Genomic DNA, 19,973 nt, shown 5'->3' with positions numbered 1-19,973 from the left:
CCGTCGCCTGGCGAACTACGCCACGCGGTAGCGCTGGGGGCGGGACAGTGCTTCGACCTGCCGCGCCGCGGCCTCGCGGGCGCTGCTGCCACTCGGTATCAGCTGGCGGTAGCGCGCGCAGTTGGCGTGGATCTCCGGGCTGTCCAGGACCTGGTCCAGGGCTGCTGCCAGCGACTCGACCGAGGTCGGCGGTAGCAGTCGCACGCCGCATCCCATGCGTTCCATGCGCGCGGCATTGTCGAATTGGTCGTGGGCGAAGGGCGTGGCGACCTGGGGAACCCCGGCGGCGATGGCCAGGGCCGTGGTACCGATACCGCCGTGATGCACCAGTGCCGCACAATGGGGCAGGATGCGGCTCATCGGCACGTAGCGCCGCACCAGGATCCGGCCGTCGCTGGACAACGCCGGGTCCACCGGTTGGCTGCTGAGGAACACACCGCGGCGGTTGCTCGATTTCAGCACCTGGGCCGCCATCGCGAAGTAGGTCGCCGCATCGACCGTGGTCGAGCCCGGGGTAAATACCACGGGTGGTGCTTCTCCGAGGAAGTCTTCCAGTTCGGCGTCCGGCTGTTCGAAGCCGGCTTCATCGAACAGCGGGAATCCGGTCAGCACGGTCTGGGCAGGCCAATCCCGCTGTATGGGCGCGAACCAGTCGGTAAACAGCCCGAGGACCCGATCCGGCGAGGAGATCCACTGGCTGATGATGCGTTTGACCGGCTCCAGTCCCAGCTCGCGGCGAAAACCGTTGAGTTCCGGCATCATGACCCGGTCGAGCACTGTGCGCTCGACCATCCCCAGCAGCAGGCGTCGCAGGGGGTAAGGCACGAAAGCCGGCAGATTCGCTCCCGGTGGCTGGGTGGCCGGTGCGAAGGGCGACCACATGGCGAATGGCGTGACCTGGCCGGTGATCAATGGAATGGCGTGTTGTTCCTGCAGCAATCTTGCGGAGAACGCCCACAGCGAGCCGAGCATGACGGTGTCATCGTCACAGGCCTGCTCCAGCAGCCGGTACTGGTCGCGCAGGGTGCCGGCCACGCTTTTCCAGAGTGTGGGCAGTGATGTGCGTGGATGCCACAGCGCCGGGTCGGCCATGATGGCGTGATATTCCTCGGCGCTTCCCAGGGACAGGAACTTGAAACCGCAACGCTCGATCAGCGGGGCGAACACGCCGCTGGTGCAAAAGGTGATGCGATGGCCGCGTGCCGCAAGCGTGCGGCCGATGCCGATAAAGGGGTGGACATCACCGGCAGAGCCGATGGCGGTAATGATCACGTGCATAAGATTCCCTCTAGAGTGATCTTGCGATGGCTGTCAGTCCTTCAGGACAGCGATCGGATGTCGTTCGTCGAATCCGTCCACGGAAACGATTGATCCAGAGGGGTATTAGGCGTTTGGAGGGCGTAAAAGTCTGTAACCGGAAACCGTGACAATTCGCAATCAAACAGGGGCACGTCGTCGAGTACCCCGGTGCAGGCCTCAATCGACCAGAATGATCTTCGACACCAGCTCGATGCTGTTCTTGGCCTGGAGTTTTTTCATCAGCCGGGCACGGTGGACTTCCACGGTACGGTGGGAAATCTCCAGTTTCCTGGCCACTTCCTTGCAGGTCAGGCCCTGGACGATGTGCATCGACACTTCACGTTCGCGGGGCGTGAGGTCCACGGTGGTGCGGTGCAGCCGACCCAGGCGCTCGAAGTGCCAGACGATCAGCTTGAACGGATCGCTCGGGGTCAGGGTATAGCCTTGGGACTTGGCCCAGAACAGCTCGCCATCCTTGCGCTGCATGAGGCGTTCGTCGGAGTAGCAGCCGCTCTTGCTGCGCCGCAAGCCGTTGCGACTGCGCTGGCCGAAGGTCGTGTAGTCCGCCTGGGACGGGTGGATCAGCAGGGTCAACTGCCCCAGCAGTTCCTCGCGCGAGTAGCCGAACAATTCCAGGAAGGCCGCATTGCAGTCGAGTATCACGCGGTCACCGGTGATCAGTTGCGGTGCGGGTGACACCATGAAGGCCAGGCGCTGGAGATCCTGTTGTTGCACGATAGCGCTCATTGGCATCCTGCCTCGATAGGTGGATTGTTGATGAACCCAAGGCGGGTTTACGTACCCAAGTACGTAGTTGTACCAACTGGCGAGCGATCCCGACGGTGCTCCATTGTAATCGATGCCCTAGCCAATCCAAGAAGAAAAACCCCATGATTCAAGAGCTGAATAATGAATATCGCCAACTGGCTGGATGACACCGGCCGGCGTTGTCCGCAGCGGCCCGCCCTGTTCGAGGGGGCACGGGAGGTTGCCGATTATGGCACCTTCAGCGCATTGGTCAGGCATCGTGCCGCCTATCTGAGTGGCGAACACGGCATCGTTGCCGGTGACCGCATCGCCCTGTTCATGCCCAACTGCTGTGAATACCTCGAACTGCTCTACGCCATCTGGTGGGTCGGCGCGGTAGCGGTGCCGATCGACGCCAAGCTGCACCCCAGCGAAGCCAGTTGTATCGCCATCGATGCCCAGGCCCGGATCATTTTCACCGATGACGGTTGCCTGCTCCCGAACGGGGCCTTGCCACGGGGCTGCCGGGAACTGGAGCGTGAGGACATGGGCTCGCTCGTCACGATGGATTCGGCGCTGCCGGACACGCCTTGCCCGCGACAGGCCGACGACCTGGCCTGGCTGTTCTATACCTCGGGCACGACCGGGCGGCCCAAGGGCGTGATGCTCAGCCATGGCAACCTGACGGCGATATCGCTGTGCTATCAGCTGGATGTCGATCCGGTCAGTGCCGAGGATGCCGTGGTCTACGCCGGGTCGATGACCCATGCCTCCGGCCTGCTGAACTGTATCCATGTGCGCCGGGGGGCTCGTCACGTCGTCCCGGATTCCCGCGGTTTCAAGGCCGAGGAACTGTTCGAGCTGGCCGGACGACTGGGCCAGGTCAACGTGTTCGTGGCGCCGACCATGCTCAGGCAGATGGTCGAGCAGGCCCGCTACCAGGGCTATGGTGGCGAAGGCATCAAGAGCATCATCTATGGGGGCGCGCCCATGTACCTGGCGGACCTGGAAGAGGCACTCGACACCTTCGGTCCGCGGTTGATGCAGGTCTATGGCCAGGGCGAGAGCCTGTTGATCAGTACCTTGTCCCGTGAAGTGCTTGCGGATCGAAACCATCCCGACTGGGCCAGGCTGGCCGGCTCGGTGGGGCGGGCGCAATCGTGCGTGGAAATCCGGGTGCTGGACGCCGAGCACAAACCGCTGCCGTGCGGGCAGATGGGTGAAATCGCCGTGCGTGGGGCCAGTGTCATGCGCGGCTACTGGGGCATCGACCTGGCCACGCGGCGTACCCTGGTGGATGGCTGGCTACTGACCGGCGACGTCGGCTTTATCGACGAGGCCGGCTACCTGACGCTTACCGACCGCGCCAGGGATGTGATCATCGGCGGCGAGGGCATCGTCTACCCACGGGAGGTCGAGGAGGTGCTGGCGCGGCATCCGGGGGTCTTCGATGTGTGCGTGGTGGGGCAGCCCGATGCGCTGCGGGGCGAATCGGCAGTGGCCTTTATCGTGCCCCGTGGCAAGGGCATGGTCGACGAGGTCTCGCTCGATGCCTGGTTCATTGAGCGCATGGCCGCGTTCAAAAAACCGAGCAGGTACATCGTCTGCAGTACATTGCCCAGGAACAGCGTTGGCAAGATCCTCAGGACCGAGTTGCGCCTGTGGCTGAAGCGTCATGCCAACGAGTTCTGCACCCCCTGAAGGGGATTTTCACCTGTTCGAGCAACGATGATGCAGGCCCTCGCGTACGAGCGCCTGCATCGATCCACTCAGAGGCTGTCGGGGCTGCGTTCCACCCAGCCTCCGCCCAGGGCTTTGTAGAGGTTGACCTCGGCGCTCAGTTGCGCCAGCCGGTCGTTGATCAGGCTCTGCCGGGAGCTGAACAGCGAGCGCTGGGCATCGAGAAAGGTCAGGCTGTTGTCGACGCCGACGCGGTAGCGACGCTCTGCCAGGCGGTAGTACGTCTGGTTGGCTTGCACCAGGTCATTCTGCGCCTGCAGTTGTGCCTTGTAGGTCTCGCGCGCGGCCAGGCCATCGGAAACTTCCTGGAAAGCGGTCTGGATCGACTTCTCGTACTGCGAAACGCGGATATCCTTCTGGATCTTCGCGTAGTCCAGGCTTGCCCGCAGGCTGCCGGCGTTGAAAATCGGCAGGCTGATCTGCGGCTGGAACAGCCAGCTTCCCGAGCCCCCCTTGAACAGCCCGGACAATTCATTGCTGGAGCTGCCCGCATTGGCGGTAAGGCTGATACTCGGGAAGAACGCCGCGCGCGCAGCCCCGATGCTGGCGTTGGCCGACTGCAGGTCGTATTCGGCCTGGAGGATGTCCGGGCGGCGTTGCAGCAGGTCCGAAGGCAGGCCCGCCGGGACTTCGCTGATCCACTCGGCAGCCAGCGGCTGGCTGGCCGGGCTGTCCGCCACCGGACCGCCCACCAGCAGGGTCAGATTGTTCAGATCCTGGGCAACCTGCCGCTGGAATTTCGCCAGGCTGGCCCTGGCGCTTTCCACCGTGGTGCGCGACTGACTGACGGCCAGGGCCGAGGCCGTGCCGACCTGGTTGCTGTGTTCGGTCAGGCGCAGGCTCTGTTCGTAGGAGGCGAGGGTGTCACGGGTCAGGGCCAGCAACTCCTGGTCGGCGCGCCAGGTCAGGTAGGCATTGGCGACACTGGCGACCAGGCTCAACTGGGTGCTGCGGCGGGCCTCTTCGGTGGACAGGTACGTCAGCAGGGCCTGGTCGGTCAGGCTGCGGACACGCCCGAACAGGTCCAGCTCATAGGCGCTGATACCCAGCGTGGCCGAGTTGCTATGACTGATGGCCGCCTTGCCGGTCTGGGTGATGCTGGCCGGCACGCGCTGGTGCGTACCACTGACACTGGCGCTGATTGCCGGGAACAGGTCGGCGCGTTGCAGGCGGTATTGCGCCTGGAAGGCTTCCACGTTGAGGGCTGCCACGCGCAGGTCGCGGTTATTGTGCAAGGCGCTTTCGATAAGCTGTTGCAACGTTGGATCGCGGAACAGCTCGCGCCAGCCAACGTCCGCCGCCAGCGGCGCCGCAGTGGCCGGCGCCTGGTCGGGGGCCAGGGGGTAGTGTGCGGCGACCGGCGCCGCCGGGCGCTGGTATTCCGGAATCAGCGAGCAACCGCTCAGGGCCAGGGTGGCCAGCAGCCAGGGGCTCAGGGATCTGTTCATCATGCTCCTATCATCCACTTGGCCAGCCCATGTCGTCCGCTGACGCCCAGTTTGGCGGCGGAGCGCTTGAGGTAGGTTTCGATGGAACTGTTCTTGACGCAGAGTTTCTCCGCGATTTCAGGTACGGTGCCGCCGGCCAGCAACCCCAGGCAGACCTCTTTTTCCCGCGCCGACAAGGTGATTTCGCAGGCATTCAGACGCTCGGCGAACTCGTGTTGCAGTTGCGTCAGTTCCAGGCTTGCCAGGCCACCGGGTGTCCTCCCCAGCGGGTTCCTGGCGCTGGCCTGGCGACAGGCCCGGCCATGTCTTTCCGCCAGGGGCAATAATGTTTCGGAGAGGCACTTGAGGAAGGACAGCTCTTGCAGGGAGTAATCGCGCTCCACCCGTGGGCGGTGCAGAGAAATCACGTAGCAACGGTTGGCCTTGCGTGAAATCAGGCTGCATTGATGGGACGTGCCGAGGCAGTTGTTGTCCTTTTCGTTTTTCATGCGCGCATTCAGGTGAATCAGCAGCGCGTCCTGCACTTCCAGCACCCGCTTGACCAGGGGGTGATCGTTGCGGTGCTTGGCGTTGGTCGGGCAGACCGCCTGCATTTGCGGGCTCAACTCGAGGCCCGCATGCCCCAGCAACTGGACATCGACCACGGACGACTGGGTGTCGTCGACGGTCCATTCGCTGAGTTCGACCCGGCTGACCGGGACCGAACCATTGATCAACTGGTGCATGTTGCCCAGGAAGTTTTCCTCCCCGATGCTGGAAATCAGCCGCCCCAATTCCATATAGATATGGGACTTGCCGGTTTCCTTGATATTCGTTCGTGGGCTCATATGCTGATCCTGCATATCAGTAATAGCTTGCATTTCTGTCAGCAGGGCGACGGCAATCCGTTCGTGCCCGTTGACGCTCAAACCATTTCTTGCCGTGATACCTGGCAGCCAGGCATGACTTGTGAATCCCTCCACAAAAACGATTCAGTATCAGGTTATTAGACTCAGCAGCTTAGGATAAGTCTGTAATGGAAAACAGGGACATCCTACGCTGCTGAGCCGGCGCCCTTTCAGCTGGCGCCGACTTTTCGAGACTGAACAGCGTTCTTCGCCAGGATCACTGAACGGCACTGTCCTCCAGGTCCTTGGTCTTCACCGCCCCGGCCTTCAACGCCTGGGAGATCGCCCCGCCCAGCGCTGCGACATGGGGGGGCTTGACCAGCGTGTTGTGCGTGCCAGGAAGCGCCGTGACGCTTGGCGTGGCTTCAAGCAACGCGCCCCAGCCCAGCAACGGATCGTTGCGTTGCTGCCCGCTGGCCGTGAACAGCGATACCTGGAGCGAGCTAGGGGGGCTGACATAGGCGGCGATGGCCGAGCGTGTTGCATAGGCCACCGCCAGGTGGCCGCGCAACAGGTCGGCATCGACGTCCTCGGGCAGCTCTTCGGGCAGCAGGCGATGAGCGATGCACAATGCCAGCATCGCCTCGATGGCATTCTCCTGGGCCAGTGCGGCCAGTTGCTGGTGCACCTGGGGATCGACCTGGCTGGGCAGCCAGGCCATCAGGAACTGCGCTTCGCTCAAGGACTCCGCTGGCGCCTGGTCGGGACGTGCCGAGGCGTCGATGATGCCGACGAACTCCAATTGCTCACCGGCGGCCTGCAGCTGCCGGGCCATTTCATAGGCGATCAGGCCGCCGGCTGACCAGCCCGCGATCCGGTAAGGCCCGTGCGGCTGGACCTGGCGAATGGCTGCCAGGTAGCGCGTGGCCATGGCCGGTACGGCGGACTGCGGCGTTTCCCCGGCCGCCAGGCCACTGGCGGCGAGGCCGTAGACGGGCACCTGCGGGTCCACTGTCGGAGCGAGGTCGCGGGCGTACTGCACTTCACCGCCCAGGGGGTGGACCAGGAACAACGGTCGCTGCGCACCGGTACGGCGGATAGCCACCAGATTGCTGTGCTGACCGGGGCGGGCCTGGCCGTCCAGGGTCCGGGCGAAACCGGCGATGGTCGGCTCGACGAACAGGTCGCGCACCGCGATCGGCTTGCCGAGCACCTTGCGCAGGCGCGAGGCCATCTGCACGGCCATCAGCGAAATACCGCCGAGGCTGAAGAAGTCGTCATGCCGGCTGACCTGCTCCCGCTTGAACAGCTCCTTCCAGAGTTGGGCAATGGCGATTTCAGTGTCACCCTGCGGTGCTTCGTAAGGCCGTGGCGCCGGGCGCGGCTCCTCGACAGCGGCCGGGGTCGCCACGGCATTGGCCGAGCGTGGCAGCGCCGGGGTGTTCTCCAGCAACTGGCCAATCGACTGTCCCGCGTCGCTCACCAGGTTCTCCAGGACCTTGGCAAACAGTCCGGCAATGGCCTGTACGGTGCTGGTGTCGAACAGGTCGCTGGCGTATTGCAGGCTGCCGCCCAGCTGTTCGCCGGCGTCCACCAGCGACAACGACAGGTCGAACTGCGTGGTGCGGTGGGCGCTGTCCAGAGACGTCACCTGCAGTTCGGGCAGTTGCAGCGGTGCCGGTGGCGTGTTGTCCAGGCTGAGCATCACCTGGAACAGCGGGCTGTGGCTCATGCTGCGGGTCGGCTGCAAGGCGCTGACCACTTGTTCGAACGGCAAGTCCTGATGGCTGTACGCCGCCAGGGTCAGGTCCTTGATCCTGCCGAGCATGTCGCTCACCCGCAGGTCGCGTTCGGCACCGACTCGCAGTGCCAGGGTGTTGGCGAAGAAGCCGATCAACGACTCCAGTTCCGGCCGCTGGCGGTTGGCCACAGGGGTGCCGACCACCACGTCGTCCTGGCCGCTGAGGTGGCTCATCAAGACTGACCAGCCGGCCAGCAGCACCATGAACAGCGTGCTGCCCTGGGCCTGGCTGAACGCGCGCAGATCGGCGCTCAGGCCCGGCGAGAACACACAATCGACGATGCCACCGGCATAACTCTGGATCGCCGGGCGTGGCCGATCCAGTGGCAGGTTCAGCAGGCTCGGCGCGCCCTCCAGGTGTTTGCGCCAGAAGTCGACCTGGGCTTGCAGTGCCGGGCCGTCCAGGGCTTGCCGCTGCCAGGCGGCATAATCCACGTACTGCAGCGCGAGGGCCGGCAGCGGGTCCTTCCGGCCCTGGCTGAAGGCGTTGTACAGCGCACTCACTTCATGGGCCAGGACACTGTTGGACCAACCGTCGGAGACGATGTGGTGCAGGGTGATCAGCAGCACATGCTCGGCGTCCGCCACCTGCAGCAGTTGGCCACGTACCAGCGGGCCCTGGCCGAGGTCGAACAGTTGGGTCGCGTTTTCCTGGCCAAGGCGGGCCAGGGTAGCCTCACGGGAATCAGCAGACAGCGCGCGCAGGTCCTGTTGTGCCAGGGGGAAGCGGGTATCGGCCGGGGCGATCTTCTGCAGCGGCTCGCCGTCCACCAGTTCAAAGCGGGTACGCAGGGTTTCGTGACGTGTCACCAGGCGATCCAGGGTCGCTTGCAGCGCCAGCTTGTCCAGCCTGCCGGTCAACCGCAGGGCCATCGGCAAGTGGTAGGCGGCACCGGCGGCATGATCGAGGTGATCGAGGAACCACAGTCGTTGCTGGGCAAACGACAACGGCAGTCGACCCGAGCGGTTGGCCAGTGGAATCGATTGGGCTTCGCTGGGCGCACTGGCATTGACCAGCGCTGCCAGGCCACGCACGGTTGGCGCGTCGAACAGCTCGCGCAGGCTGATGCGTGCGCCGAGCTTGCGCCGCAGCCGCGAGAGCAGCTGTACGGCCAGCAGCGAGTGACCGCCCAGTTCGAGGAAACCGTCATGGCGACCGACCTGGTCCAGGTGCAGCAGGCCTTTCCAGATCTCGGCGATGGCCTCTTCGGTCTCGCCTTGCGGCGCCTCGTAGGCCTTGCTGGCCAGGGCATCCTGGCCGGGAGCGGGCAGGGCGCGCCGATCGAGCTTGCCGTTGGCGGTCAGCGGCAGCGTGTCCAGGTGGACGAAGGCACTCGGCACCATGTATTCCGGCAGCCCGCTGAGCAGGGCACTGCGCAGTTGTTCGGCCGGCACCGGTTCGCCGCAGACATAGGCCACCAGCCGCTGGCTGTCCGAATCTCCCTGACTGTCGTCGCGGGCGATGACCACTGCTTCACGAATACCGGGAACCGCCAGCAGGACGCTCTCGATTTCCCCCAGTTCAATCCGGAAACCGCGGATCTTCACCTGGAAGTCGTTGCGGCCCAGGTACTCGAGGGTGCCGTCGGCCAGCCAGCGGCCGAGGTCGCCGGTCTTGTACAGGCGCGCGTTCGCCACGCTGGAGAAACGGTCGGCGATGAAGCGCTCGGCACTCAGCTCGTCGCGGTTGAGGTAGCCGCGGGCGACCCCGGCCCCACCGATATGGAGTTCCCCGGCCACGCCCAGCGGGGCGGGTTGGCCGTGGGAATCCAGAACATGCACCTGGACGTTGGCGAAAGGCCGGCCGATGCTCGGTTTTTCGCCGAGGTCGCGGATCAGGTCAATAGTGGCGTCCACCGTGCACTCGGTCGGGCCGTACATGTTGTAGAAGCGGATGGTCTGGCAGTTGCGCAGTTTTTCCCAGGTGCTGGCATTGATCGCCTCGCCGCCGAGCAGCACGCTGACCGGCTGGTAGCTGCGACGCTCCAGCAGGCCGGCGGCGAGCAGGGTGTCGAGCTGCGACGGCGTGGAGTCGAAGGCATGCACCTGGTGCTGTTCGAGGAAGTCCAGCAGTTCGCTGCCGCTGGCGCGGATCAGTTGCGGGATGATCACCAGCGTGTGCCCGGAGAACAGCTGCGCGATGCCCTTGATCGACATGTCGAAGAAGAACCCGGCATTGAGCGCGACGGTGGCGGGTGTCGGGCAGTGCAGGTGGGTGGTGCGGGTCAGCACGTGCCAGAAGTTGAACACCGAGCGGTGTTCGACCATCACGCCCTTGGACTGGCCGGTGGAGCCGGAGGTGTAGATGACATAGGCGAGGTTGTCGGGCGTCAGGCCGTTCACCACCGGGTTGCTATCGAAGGTCTCATCTTCCACGGCCTGCCGGGACTCGGCCGTGTCGAGCAGCAGCACCGGCAAGTCGCCGGTCGGCAGTGTCAGCGCAGCCTGGGTCAGCAGCGCGCGGGGCTGGCTGTCCTGGAGCATGAAGGCCATGCGTTCGGCCGGATGGGCCGGATCGATCGGTACATAGGCGGCGCCGGCCTTGAGTACGCCGAGCAGGCCGACGATCATGTCCAGGCTGCGTTCGGCGCAGATCGCCACGCGTTCGTCCGGTTGCACGCCGAGTTGCAGCAGTTGCCGGGCCAGGTGGTTGGCCCGACGGTTGAGCTGTCGATAGCTCAGTTGCTGGTCTTCGCAGACCAGCGCGACGGCCCGCGGGTTGGTGCGGACCTGGGCCTCGAACAGGGCCTGGAGCGGTTCGGCGGGGCCGAAGTCGGTGGCGGTGTCGTTGAAACCGTCGAGCAACAGTTGCCGCTCGGTGTCGGGCAGTACCTTCAGGTCGGCGGCCGGGCGAGCGGGGTCCTGCTCAAGGGCGTCGACCAGTTCGGCAATGGCCTGGCCCAGGTAGGCGGCAATACGCTGCGGATCGATGCCGCTGATCGATTGCGCGGTCAGGGAGAACACCTCGCCGACGTCTGCCACGGCAATTTCAATCGGGTAGTTGGTGCGGGTTTCCGAGGCGAGGAAGTGGATACCTTCGTGGTCGCCCATGTCCTCGACGTCTTCCCCGGAGGCGTTGACCAGGTCGCCGTGGCGGCAGTTGAGGATCACCGTGAACAACGGCAGCGCGGCATCCACCGCACTGCAACGCTGGGCCAGGGCCAGGGGCGCCTGCTCGTGGGTCAGCAGTTCGCTGAGCTGCTGGTAGGCGTCCTGGACGATATCGCGCACGCTGGTGTGTTGCAGGCGAATGCGCATCGGCAGGGTATTGATGAACATCCCCAATGCATGGTCGGCACCGGTGGTGCCCTGGGAACGTCCCGACAGCACGGTACCGAAGATCCCGTCGTCGCGTCCGCTGGTGGCGGCCACCACCAGGCCCCAGGCCGCATGGAACAGCACCGAGGTCGGTACCCCCTGGGCCCGGGCAGTGCGATGCACGCGCTGGCTGAGGTCTTCGCCCAGGTGCTGCACCGAACGCTGGATTCCGGCGCCGTTGCCATGCACATCCAGCACGCCGTAGGGCGCGGTGGTGGCATCGACATCCGCCAGCAAACCGCGGAAGTAGGCTTCATGCTCGGCCTGGGAGACGCTGGCGGCCTGGGCGATGAAGTTGCGATACGGCTGGGACGGCGGCAGCTCGTCGGCCTGTCCGGCCAGCACGGCCTGGATCTCGCCCATGATCAGGCGCAGGGTGACGTTGTCGCTGACCAGGTGATGATCGAGCAACGCCAGCAGCCACTGTTCGCGCAGGGCATCGTAGGTGACGTAGGCGGCGATCAGTGGCGCCTGTTGCAGGTCCAGGCGCAAATGGTGGGTGTCGGTCTGCTCGCGTAGCATCTGCAAGGCGTCGATGCCAGGCGCGCAGTCCAGGCTGACCACCGGCAACTGCGCTCGACGATGAACCACCTGCACCGGTTGCGGCAGGCCCTGCCAGCGCAGGGCGGTGCGCAGGATGTCGTGGCGGTCGATCACCACCTGGACCGCGCCGAGGAAGTCGTCGAGCAAGGTGCGGCTGGCGAAGGTCACCACGGTGCGCATCAGGTAGGCATCGCCTTCGGACTGCAGCAGGTGGTGGAACAGGATGCCTTCCTGCAAGGAGGACAGCGGGTAGATATCCTGCACATTGGCCGCACCACCGGGCACATCGGCGACGATCTGCTCGATTTCCTGCTGGCTCAGCTTCACCAGCGGCAGCATCTGCGGGGTCAGCGCCGTGCAATCGGCCGGAATCAGGTTGGCCGGCACCTGCCGTGCGGTATTGTCGCCACCGGCGAGGACAGTGGCCATGGCTTGCAGGGTGGGGGCCGAGAACACCGTGCGCACATCCAGTTGCAGGCCGGCCTGGCGCAGGCGCTCGATCAGGCTGATGACCAGGAAGGAATGACCACCGAGTTCGAAGAAGTGATCCTGGCGGCCCACGCGTTCGAGGCCAAGCAGTTCCTGCCAGGCATTGGCCAGGGTGATCTCGATCTCGCCCAGCGGCGCCTGGTAGTCGCGGCTCACCGCGGCCTCGCGGTCCGGCGCCGGCAGTGCCGCCCGATCCAGCTTGCCGTTGGTGGTCAGCGGCCAGGCCGCGAGGGTCACGAAGGCGCTCGGCAGCATGTGCTCGGCGAGGACGCTGGCCAGTTGGCTGCGCAGGGCCGAGGCATCCAGGGTGCGGCCTTCCTCGGCGATCAGGTAGGCCACCAGGCGCTTGTCGCCGGGCTGGTCTTCGCGAACGATCACCAGGGCTTCGCGCACATCACTGCAGGCCAGCAGCTGCGCTTCGATCTCGCCCAACTCGATACGGAAGCCACGGATCTTGATCTGCGAGTCGTTGCGGCCGACGTAGACCACGCCACCGTCGTTGCGGTAACGGGCGACGTCGCCGGTGCGATAGAGCCGTGCGCCGGGGACGTCGGAATAAGGGTCGGCAATGAAGCGTTCGGCGTTCAGCGCCTCGCGGTTCAGGTAGTGCCGGGCGACCCCGGCGCCACCGATGTAGATTTCGCCATTGACGCCCACCGGTACCGGTTGCTGGTAGTCGTCTAGGATGCGCAGGCACAGGTCCGGCAGCGCCGGGCCGATCAGGCTGGGCGCGGCGGTATCGATCTCGGCCTGGCTGATCGGGTAGTAGGTGGCGTGCACGGTGATCTCGGTGATGCCGTACATGTTCACCAGGCGGGTGCGCGACAGCGGGGTGGTCGCTGTCCACGGCCGCAGGCTGCGGAAGTCCAGGGCCTCACCACCGAAGATCACCTCGCGCAGCGCATGTTCCTGCTCGCTGCGGGTGCGGGCCTCGATGAATTGGCGGAAGGCGCTCGGGGTCTGGTTCAGCACCGTGACCTGCTGTTGGCAGACAAGTGCATAGAAGTCATCCGGCGAGCGGGCGACATCGCTCGGCACGATCACCAGCTTGCCGCCGTAGGCCAGGGCGCCCCAGATCTCCCAGACCGAGAAGTCGAAGGCAAAGGAGTGGAACAGCGTCCAGGTATCGTTGTGGTCGAAGTCGAACAGCTCGGCGGTGGCGTCGAACAACCGCGCGACGTTGCCATGTTCCACCAGCACGCCCTTGGGCAGGCCCGTGGAGCCCGAGGTATAGATGACGTAGGCCAGGTGCCGTGGCGCCAGGCCCAGTTCATCGGCCTGCGGGTTGCGGTCCAGGCTGCTGTCGGTGGTGGCGTCCGCGCGGTTCAGTTCGTCGAGCCTCAATACCGGCACGGCATGCGTCGGCAGGGCGGCGAGGCATTCCGACTGGGCCAGCAGCACTACCGGTGCGCTGTCGTCCAGCAGATAGCCGAGGCGTTCGGTCGGATAGGCCGGGTCCAGCGGGACATAGGCTGCACCAGCCTTGAGAACTGCCAGTACCGCGCAGAGCAGGTCGATGCCGCGCGACGCCAGGATCGCCACTCGATCGTCGGGACGCACACCCTGGTCGAGCAGGGCCTGGGCGATACCGTTGGCACGGCGATTGAGCGCCTGGTAGCTCAGTGTCTGTTCGCCGAAGACCAGGGCGGTGCGTTGCGGGTGCGCCTGCGCCTGGGCTTCGAAACGCTGGTGAATCAACTGCTCGACCGGGAACAGCGACTTCGGCGACAGCAGGGCCGGCGAGGCCAGGCGTTGCGTCGGGGTCAGCAACGGCAGGCCGAGTACCGGTTGCCCGACATCTTCCACCAGTGCTTCGAGCAGGATCTGGAAGTGCTGGGCGAAGCGTTCGACGGTGCTGCGGTCGAACAGGTCGCTGGCGTATTCGATCACTCCGCTCAGCTCGCCGCCTTCGCTGCCCAGGGTCAGCATCAGGTCGAATTGCGCGGTCTCATGGGCCTGGGCCACGGGAGTCACGCTCAGGCCCGGCAGGTTTTGCTCGATGCCGACCGGGGTGTTGTCCAGCGACAGGGCGACCTGGCACAGCGGGTTGTGGCTCAGCGAGCGCGGTGGTTGCAGTGCCTCGATCACTTGCTCGAACGGAATGTCCTGGTGTTCCTGGGCGGCCAGGAGGGTCTGGCGGACCTGTTCCAGCAGTTGCCCGACGCTCGGGTTTTGCCCCAGGTCCACCCGCAGGGCCAGGGTGTTGACGAAGAAACCGATCAGGTTTTCGGTTTCGGTGCGACTGCGGTTGGCCGTCGGCACTCCGATCACCACGTCGCGCTCATTGCCCAGGCGGGCCATCAGCACCGACCAGGCGCTGAGCAACGCCATGAACAAGGTGACGTTGTTGGCCTGGCAGAAACGCTCCAGGCGCTGGTACAGCGCCGGGGCGACCTGCACCGGCACGTCGCCACCGCGATAGCTCTGGACCGCCGGGCGTGGCCGGTCGGTCGGCAGCGACAGCAACGCCGGTGCGCCGCCCAGGTGGCCGCGCCAGAACTCGGCCTGCTCGGCCAGGTATTCGCCGGTGAAGGTGCGGCGTTGCCAGGCGGCATAATCGACATACTGGATCGACAGCGCCGGCAATGGGTCGGGCTGGCCCTGGCTGAACGCCTGGTAGAGGCGGGTGAACTCGTTGACCAGTACGCTGACCGACCAGCCGTCGGAGATGATGTGGTGCTGGGTGATGAGCAGGATGTACTCGTCATCGGCCAGGCGCAGCAGGCGTCCGCGAATCAGTGGCCCGTGTTGCAGGTCGAAAGGCGCCGTCGCCTCGTTGTCGCCGATGCGCGAGGCGCTCAGGCTGGCCTGCTCGTAGGGCAGTGCGCGCAGGTCCTGCTCGGCCAGGCTGAAACCGCAGTCGTCCGGGGCGATGACCTGCACCGGCTGCTCGCCCTGGCGTTCGAAGGTGGTGCGCAGGCTTTCGTGACGGGCCACCAGGCGGTCGAGCGCGGCCTTCAGTGCGGCCCGGTCGAGATTGCCGCGCAACAGCAGCGACATCGGCATGTGGTAGGCACTGCTGGCGCCGGGATCGAGCTGGTCGAGGAACCACAGGCGTTGCTGGGAGAATGACAGCGCCAGCGGTGCGCCACGATCGGCAACCGCGATGCTGTCACTGGCGGTCGCCTGCAGGCCGCTGACCACGCGGGCCAGCTCCGCCACCGTGGGGTGGCTGAACAACTGGCGCAGCATCATCTCGCCGCCCAACTGCTGGCGCACGCGGGAAACCAGTTGTGCGGCCAGCAGGGAGTGGCCGCCGAGTTCGAAGAAGCTGTCGTGGCGACCGACGCGCTCCAGGCCCAGCAACTCCTGGAATATCTGCGCCAGCGCCTGTTCGGTGGCGCCTTCCGGCGCGGTGTAGCCACGCTCGGACATGGCGTCCAGGTCCGGTGCCGGCAGCGCGTCCTGGTCCAGCTTGCCGTTACCGGTGAGCGGGTAGGCGGCCACGCTGACAAACGCCGTGGGAATCATATAGTCGGGCAGAGTGGCGCCCAGTTGCTTGCGCAAGGCCGCGACGTCCAGGCGGGTCGACGACTGCGGGATCAGGTAGGCGATCAGGCGCTTGCCCTGGGCCGCATCGTCGCGAGCCAGCACCCGCGCTTCACGCACGCCTTCACAGGCCAGCAGCTTGGCCTCGATTTCTCCCAGTTCGATCCGGAAACCGCGAATCTTCACCTGGGCGTCCATCCGGCCCAGATGAATGATTTCGCCGTTGTCCAGCAGCTTGCCGAGGTCGCCGGAGCGGTACAGGCGTTCGCCGGGGCGCAACGGGTCGGCGATGAACCGTTCGGCGGTCAGCGCCTCGCGGTTCAGGTAGCCACGGCCGACCCCCAGGCCGCCGACGCAGATCTCCCCGGCCACGCCGATCGGCAGCAGCCGCTGCTGGGCGTCGAGGATGTAGGCCACGGTGGTCGGGATCGGCCGCCCGACATTGGAAATGCCGGCGGCGATGTCCTGTGCGGTGATGGCCTTGTAGGTCACGTGCACGCAGGTTTCGGTGATGCCGTACATGTTCACCAGCGCCACATGGGGGAAGGCGCCGTGGAAGGCCTCGAGCTTGCCCAGCTCCAGGCTTTCACCGCCGAAAATCACGTAACGCAAGTGTGCAAGGCCTGCGTCGTGGCGGGCCAGGGCCGCGGTGCTCAGTTGCAGGAAAGCCGATGGAGTCTGGTTGAGTACGCTCACCTGCTCGCGTTCGAGGAATTCCAGCAGTTCCCCCGGATCGCGGCGCAGGGCTTCGGGCACCAGAGTCAGGCGGCCGCCGAAGAGCAGGGCCCCGTACATTTCCCAGACTGAGAAATCGAAGGCGTTGGAGTGGAACAGCGACCAGACATCCTCGGCGCTGAAAGTGAACGCCGAGCGATTGTTGTGCAGCAGGCGCACCACGTTGCGGTGTTCCAGCAATGCGCCCTTGGGTTCGCCGGTGGAACCCGAGGTATAGATCACATAGCAGAGATGCTCGGGGGTGTTGAGGTTGGGCAGGTTGGCCGTGTCCCGGGCCTGGCTGCGCGGCGCGGCCTGCGGGTCGCTGGAGAAGACTTCGAGCCCCAGCGCCAGCAGCGCCGGTCTGGTTTCCTGGCCGGCGATGGCCTTGCGCGCGCCGCTGTCGCGCAGCACGTAGGCGATACGTTCAGCCGGCGACCCAGGGTCGATCGGTACGTAGGCAGCGCCGGCCTTGAGCACCGCCAGGGTGGCGACGATCATCGCCAGCGAGCGCTCCAGGACAATCGCCACCCGTTCCTGCGGCTGCACGCCGGCATCACGCAGACTGTGCGCCAGGCGGTTGGCCTGCTCGTTGAGCTGGCGATAACTCAGGCGTTCCTCCCCCAGGTTGACAGCGATGCGGTCTGGCGTCCGACGGGCCTGCTCCTCGAAGATCTGGTGCAGGGTCAGGGTATCGGGCCAGGCGGCCTCGGTGTCATTGAAGTCGAGAATCTGCCGCTGCCGTTCGGCAGCGTCCAGCAGGACGACATCGTCGACCCGCAGTTGCGGAGTATCGACCAGGGCCTGCAACAGGCGCACGTAATGGCGCATCAGTTGGCGGATGAATTCCGGGTCGAAGAAATCGGCGTTGTAGGCCAGGTGCCCGCGCCATTGCTGCTCGCCGGCATCGATCAACAGGTGCAGGTCGTTCTTGCCATAGCCCAGGTTGGTTTCCAGGGTGTTGGCTTCGATCCCGGCCACCAGGGTGCGCCGATTGCCGGTTTGCTGGAAGTTGAACAGGACGTCGAACAGGGCGGTGCGGCTCATGTCCTTGGCCGGATTGAGCGCCAGCACCAGTTGGTCGAACTGCATGTGCCGATGCTGACGCGCGTCGGCCAGGGTCCCGGCGGTCTGCTCCAGCAGGGTCTGCAGGGTGGTCTGGCTGTCGCAGTGGGTGCGGATCACCACCAGGTTGTCCAGTGGCCCCACGACGTTTTGCAAGGCCGGTTCGCGACAGGCCGCACTGGTACCGATGACCAGCTCGTCATGCCCGGCATAGCGCCGCAGCAATGCACTGAAGGCGCTCAGCGCCAGGCTGTCGGCGCCGACACCGATGTCGCGGGCCAGGTCGCCGAGGCGCTTGACCAACGGTGCCTCGATGGCGAACTCATGGGTGGCTTCGGTGAAAACATGGACCGCCGCCCGTGGGCGGTTGAGTGGCAACTCCAGGGCCTGCAGCTTGCCGCGCAGTTGATAGGTCCAGTAGGCCCGCAGGTTTTCCCGCATGGCGGCAGGCAACTGGCGTTGCCAGGCGGCGAAGTCGCCGTAGTTCAGGGCCAGCGGCGGCAGGACCGCTTCGCGCTCGGCGCAGGCGGCCTCATAGAGCGCGAGCAGGTCGCGCTTGAGCAATTGCATGGAGGTGCGGTCGGCCAGCAGGTGGTGCACGGCCAGGGCCAGTACGGCATTTTTCTCGTCGGCCCGCACCAGGCTCGCCCGGACCAGGCTACCGCCGTTCATGTCCAGTGGCCGGCGTGTCTGCGCCAGGGCCAGGGCACCGATCTCGCCCGCGCTGCCCTGGAACTGCTCCAGCACCAGGCTGGCCGTACCGTCGAAGCGCTGCCAGGCCGTGGCACCGTCGGAGTACACCCGGCAGCGCAGGATGGCGTGGCGGGCCAGCAGGGTGTCGAGGGCCGTTTGCAGGGCAGGGACATTCAATTCGCCACACAGCTCCAGCAGCAGTGGGACGTTGTGGTAGACCGGGTTGGCTTCGTACAGGTAGCCGGTTTCGAAGGTGTCGACGAACCAGACCCGCTCCTGGTGGTAGGACAGCGGCATCTGCTCCGGGGCCAGCGGCAATGCACGGACCTCGGGCAAGGGCAGGGCCGCATCCAGTTCCAGCGCACCGATGCGGGTGTGCGGCGCCTCGGTGAAGCAAGCCAGCAGTCGCTCGAAGCGGGCCGCCAGGCGTTCGATGGTGCTGGCGTCGAACAGCGCGGTTGAATACGACAGGCTGCAGGACAGGCTCGGGCCGCCTTCGTCGATGTGCAGCGACAGGTCGTGCTGGGTGTTGTCCTTGTGCGAAGGCAGGAACTCCAGGTTCAGCCCCGGCAATTGCAACTGCCCGCCGGCACCGCCTGCGTTGGTGTAGAGCATGGTCTGGAATACCGGGCTGTGGCTGGCGCTGCGCGGTGGCTTGAGGGCTTCGACGATCTGTTCGAACGGCGTGTCCTGGCGGCTGGCGGATTCCAGCAGCAGTTCCCTGACCTGTTGCAGCACCTGGTCGAGGGTCGGGTTGGCGTCCAGGCGTACGCGCAGGGCCAGGGTGTTGACGAAGAAACCGATCAGCGCCTGTACCTCGGGACGGTCGCGGTTGGCGGTCACGGTGCCGATCACCACGTCCTGCTGGCCACTGATCCGGCCGAGCAACACGGCCCACGCGGCTATCAGGGTCATGAACGGCGTGGCGGCGCGGGATTGGGCAAATCTGGCGATGGCTCCAGACAATGTCTCCGGCAGGTCGAAGCCCAGGGTCTCGCCCTTGTAGCTCTGCACCGGCGGCCGCGGCCGGTCGGTGGGCAGGGTCAGCAGGGCCGGGGCGCCGGCCAGGTGACTGCGCCAGAACTCGACATGCTGCTCCAGGCGCTGCCCCTCCAGCTGCTGGCGTTGCCAGGCCGCATAGTCGGCATATTGCAACGGCAGGGCCGGCAACGGGTCGGGTTGGCCGGTGCTGAAGGCCTGGTAAAGCGCGGCGAACTCCTTGACCAGCACGCCGATGGACCAGCCGTCGGAGATGATGTGGTGCTGGGTGATCAGCAGGCGATGTTCATCGTCCGCCAGGCGCAGCAGGCTGCCACGGATCAGTGGGCCGTCGAGCAGGTCGAAGGGTGCCGCCGCTTCCTGTTCGCTCAGTTGTGCGGCCTGTTGTTCGGCCTGGTCCCGGGGCAGGTGGCGCAGGTCGTGTTCCACCAGGTGGAAGCCGCAGTCGGCCGGGGCGATGACCTGCACCGGCTGCTCACCGTCCCGGCGAAAGGTGGTGCGCAGGCTTTCATGGCGGGCCACCAGGCGATCGAGGGTTGCCTTGAGTGCCGCATGGTCCAGCGTGCCCTGCAGCACCAGTGAGGCCGGCATGTGGTAGGCGGCACTGGCCGTCGGGTCCAGCTGGTCGAGGAACCACAGGCGTTGCTGGGCGAACGACAAGGCCAGCGGGCCGTCCCGGCCCACCGCCGGCATGGCCTCATGGCCGGTATCGATGACCCGTGCGGCACCGCGTTCCTTGAGCAGACGCAGGAGTGCGGCACGTTTCAACTGGTCGAGACTATCGTTATGTGAGTTCAATTT

5 protein-coding genes and 1 pseudogene are annotated in these 19,973 nt (G+C 65.6%); 1 reads left to right on the top strand and 5 read right to left on the bottom strand.

The annotated features are described in order from the left end of the window. Nucleotides 1–15 precede the first annotated feature (15 nt). Nucleotides 16–1,278, bottom strand: coding sequence for a glycosyltransferase (locus AC6I6U_RS19340; RefSeq protein ID WP_497877628.1), 1,263 nt, complete (start codon nucleotides 1,276–1,278; stop codon nucleotides 16–18). Between the two features lie 198 nt (nucleotides 1,279–1,476). Beyond that, complete coding sequence (locus AC6I6U_RS19335; RefSeq protein ID WP_497877627.1) at nucleotides 1,477–2,046, bottom strand: LuxR C-terminal-related transcriptional regulator; 570 nt, start codon at nucleotides 2,044–2,046, stop codon at nucleotides 1,477–1,479. A 162-nt stretch (nucleotides 2,047–2,208) separates the two neighbouring features. Here AC6I6U_RS19335 and AC6I6U_RS19330 point away from each other — a divergent pair, with 162 nt between their 5' ends. Then, a complete protein-coding gene (locus AC6I6U_RS19330; RefSeq protein WP_497877626.1) occupies nucleotides 2,209–3,747 on the top strand; it encodes a class I adenylate-forming enzyme family protein in 1,539 nt (512 codons plus the stop codon). 68 nt (nucleotides 3,748–3,815) lie between these two features. On the opposite strand, the gene adeC is transcribed toward AC6I6U_RS19330, so the two are convergent. From adeC to AC6I6U_RS19315, 3 genes and pseudogenes are all read right to left on the bottom strand, one after another. Beyond that, the gene (adeC, locus tag AC6I6U_RS19325; protein WP_497877625.1) at nucleotides 3,816–5,234 is read right to left on the bottom strand and encodes an AdeC/AdeK/OprM family multidrug efflux complex outer membrane factor; all 1,419 of its coding nucleotides are present in this window, start codon (nucleotides 5,232–5,234) and stop codon (nucleotides 3,816–3,818) included. Next, nucleotides 5,234–6,061 carry a helix-turn-helix transcriptional regulator gene (locus AC6I6U_RS19320; RefSeq protein ID WP_497877624.1) on the bottom strand — a complete coding sequence of 276 codons (828 nt, stop codon included), beginning with the start codon at nucleotides 6,059–6,061 and terminating at the stop codon, nucleotides 5,234–5,236. Before AC6I6U_RS19320 ends, adeC begins: the two co-directional genes overlap by 1 nt. Before the next feature lie 277 nt (nucleotides 6,062–6,338). Next, nucleotides 6,339–19,970 (bottom strand): annotated as a pseudogene (locus AC6I6U_RS19315) (amino acid adenylation domain-containing protein); the annotation flags it as partial. Nucleotides 19,971–19,973: the final 3 nt, after the last annotated feature.

Source organism: Pseudomonas sp. UTLPPB19802 (assembly GCF_059730225.1).
Note: the sequence above shows the minus strand (reverse complement) of the source record. Positions and strands in the feature narration are given on the sequence as shown.

Coding starts and splice junctions, on each gene's coding strand:
- AC6I6U_RS19340 (WP_497877628.1), bottom strand. CDS start 1,278: ATGCACGTGATCATTACCGCCATCGGCTCTGCCGGTGATGTCCACCCC.
- AC6I6U_RS19335 (WP_497877627.1), bottom strand. CDS start 2,046: ATGAGCGCTATCGTGCAACAACAGGATCTCCAGCGCCTGGCCTTCATG.
- AC6I6U_RS19330 (WP_497877626.1), top strand. CDS start 2,209: ATGAATATCGCCAACTGGCTGGATGACACCGGCCGGCGTTGTCCGCAG.
- adeC (WP_497877625.1), bottom strand. CDS start 5,234: ATGAACAGATCCCTGAGCCCCTGGCTGCTGGCCACCCTGGCCCTGAGC.
- AC6I6U_RS19320 (WP_497877624.1), bottom strand. CDS start 6,061: ATGAGCCCACGAACGAATATCAAGGAAACCGGCAAGTCCCATATCTAT.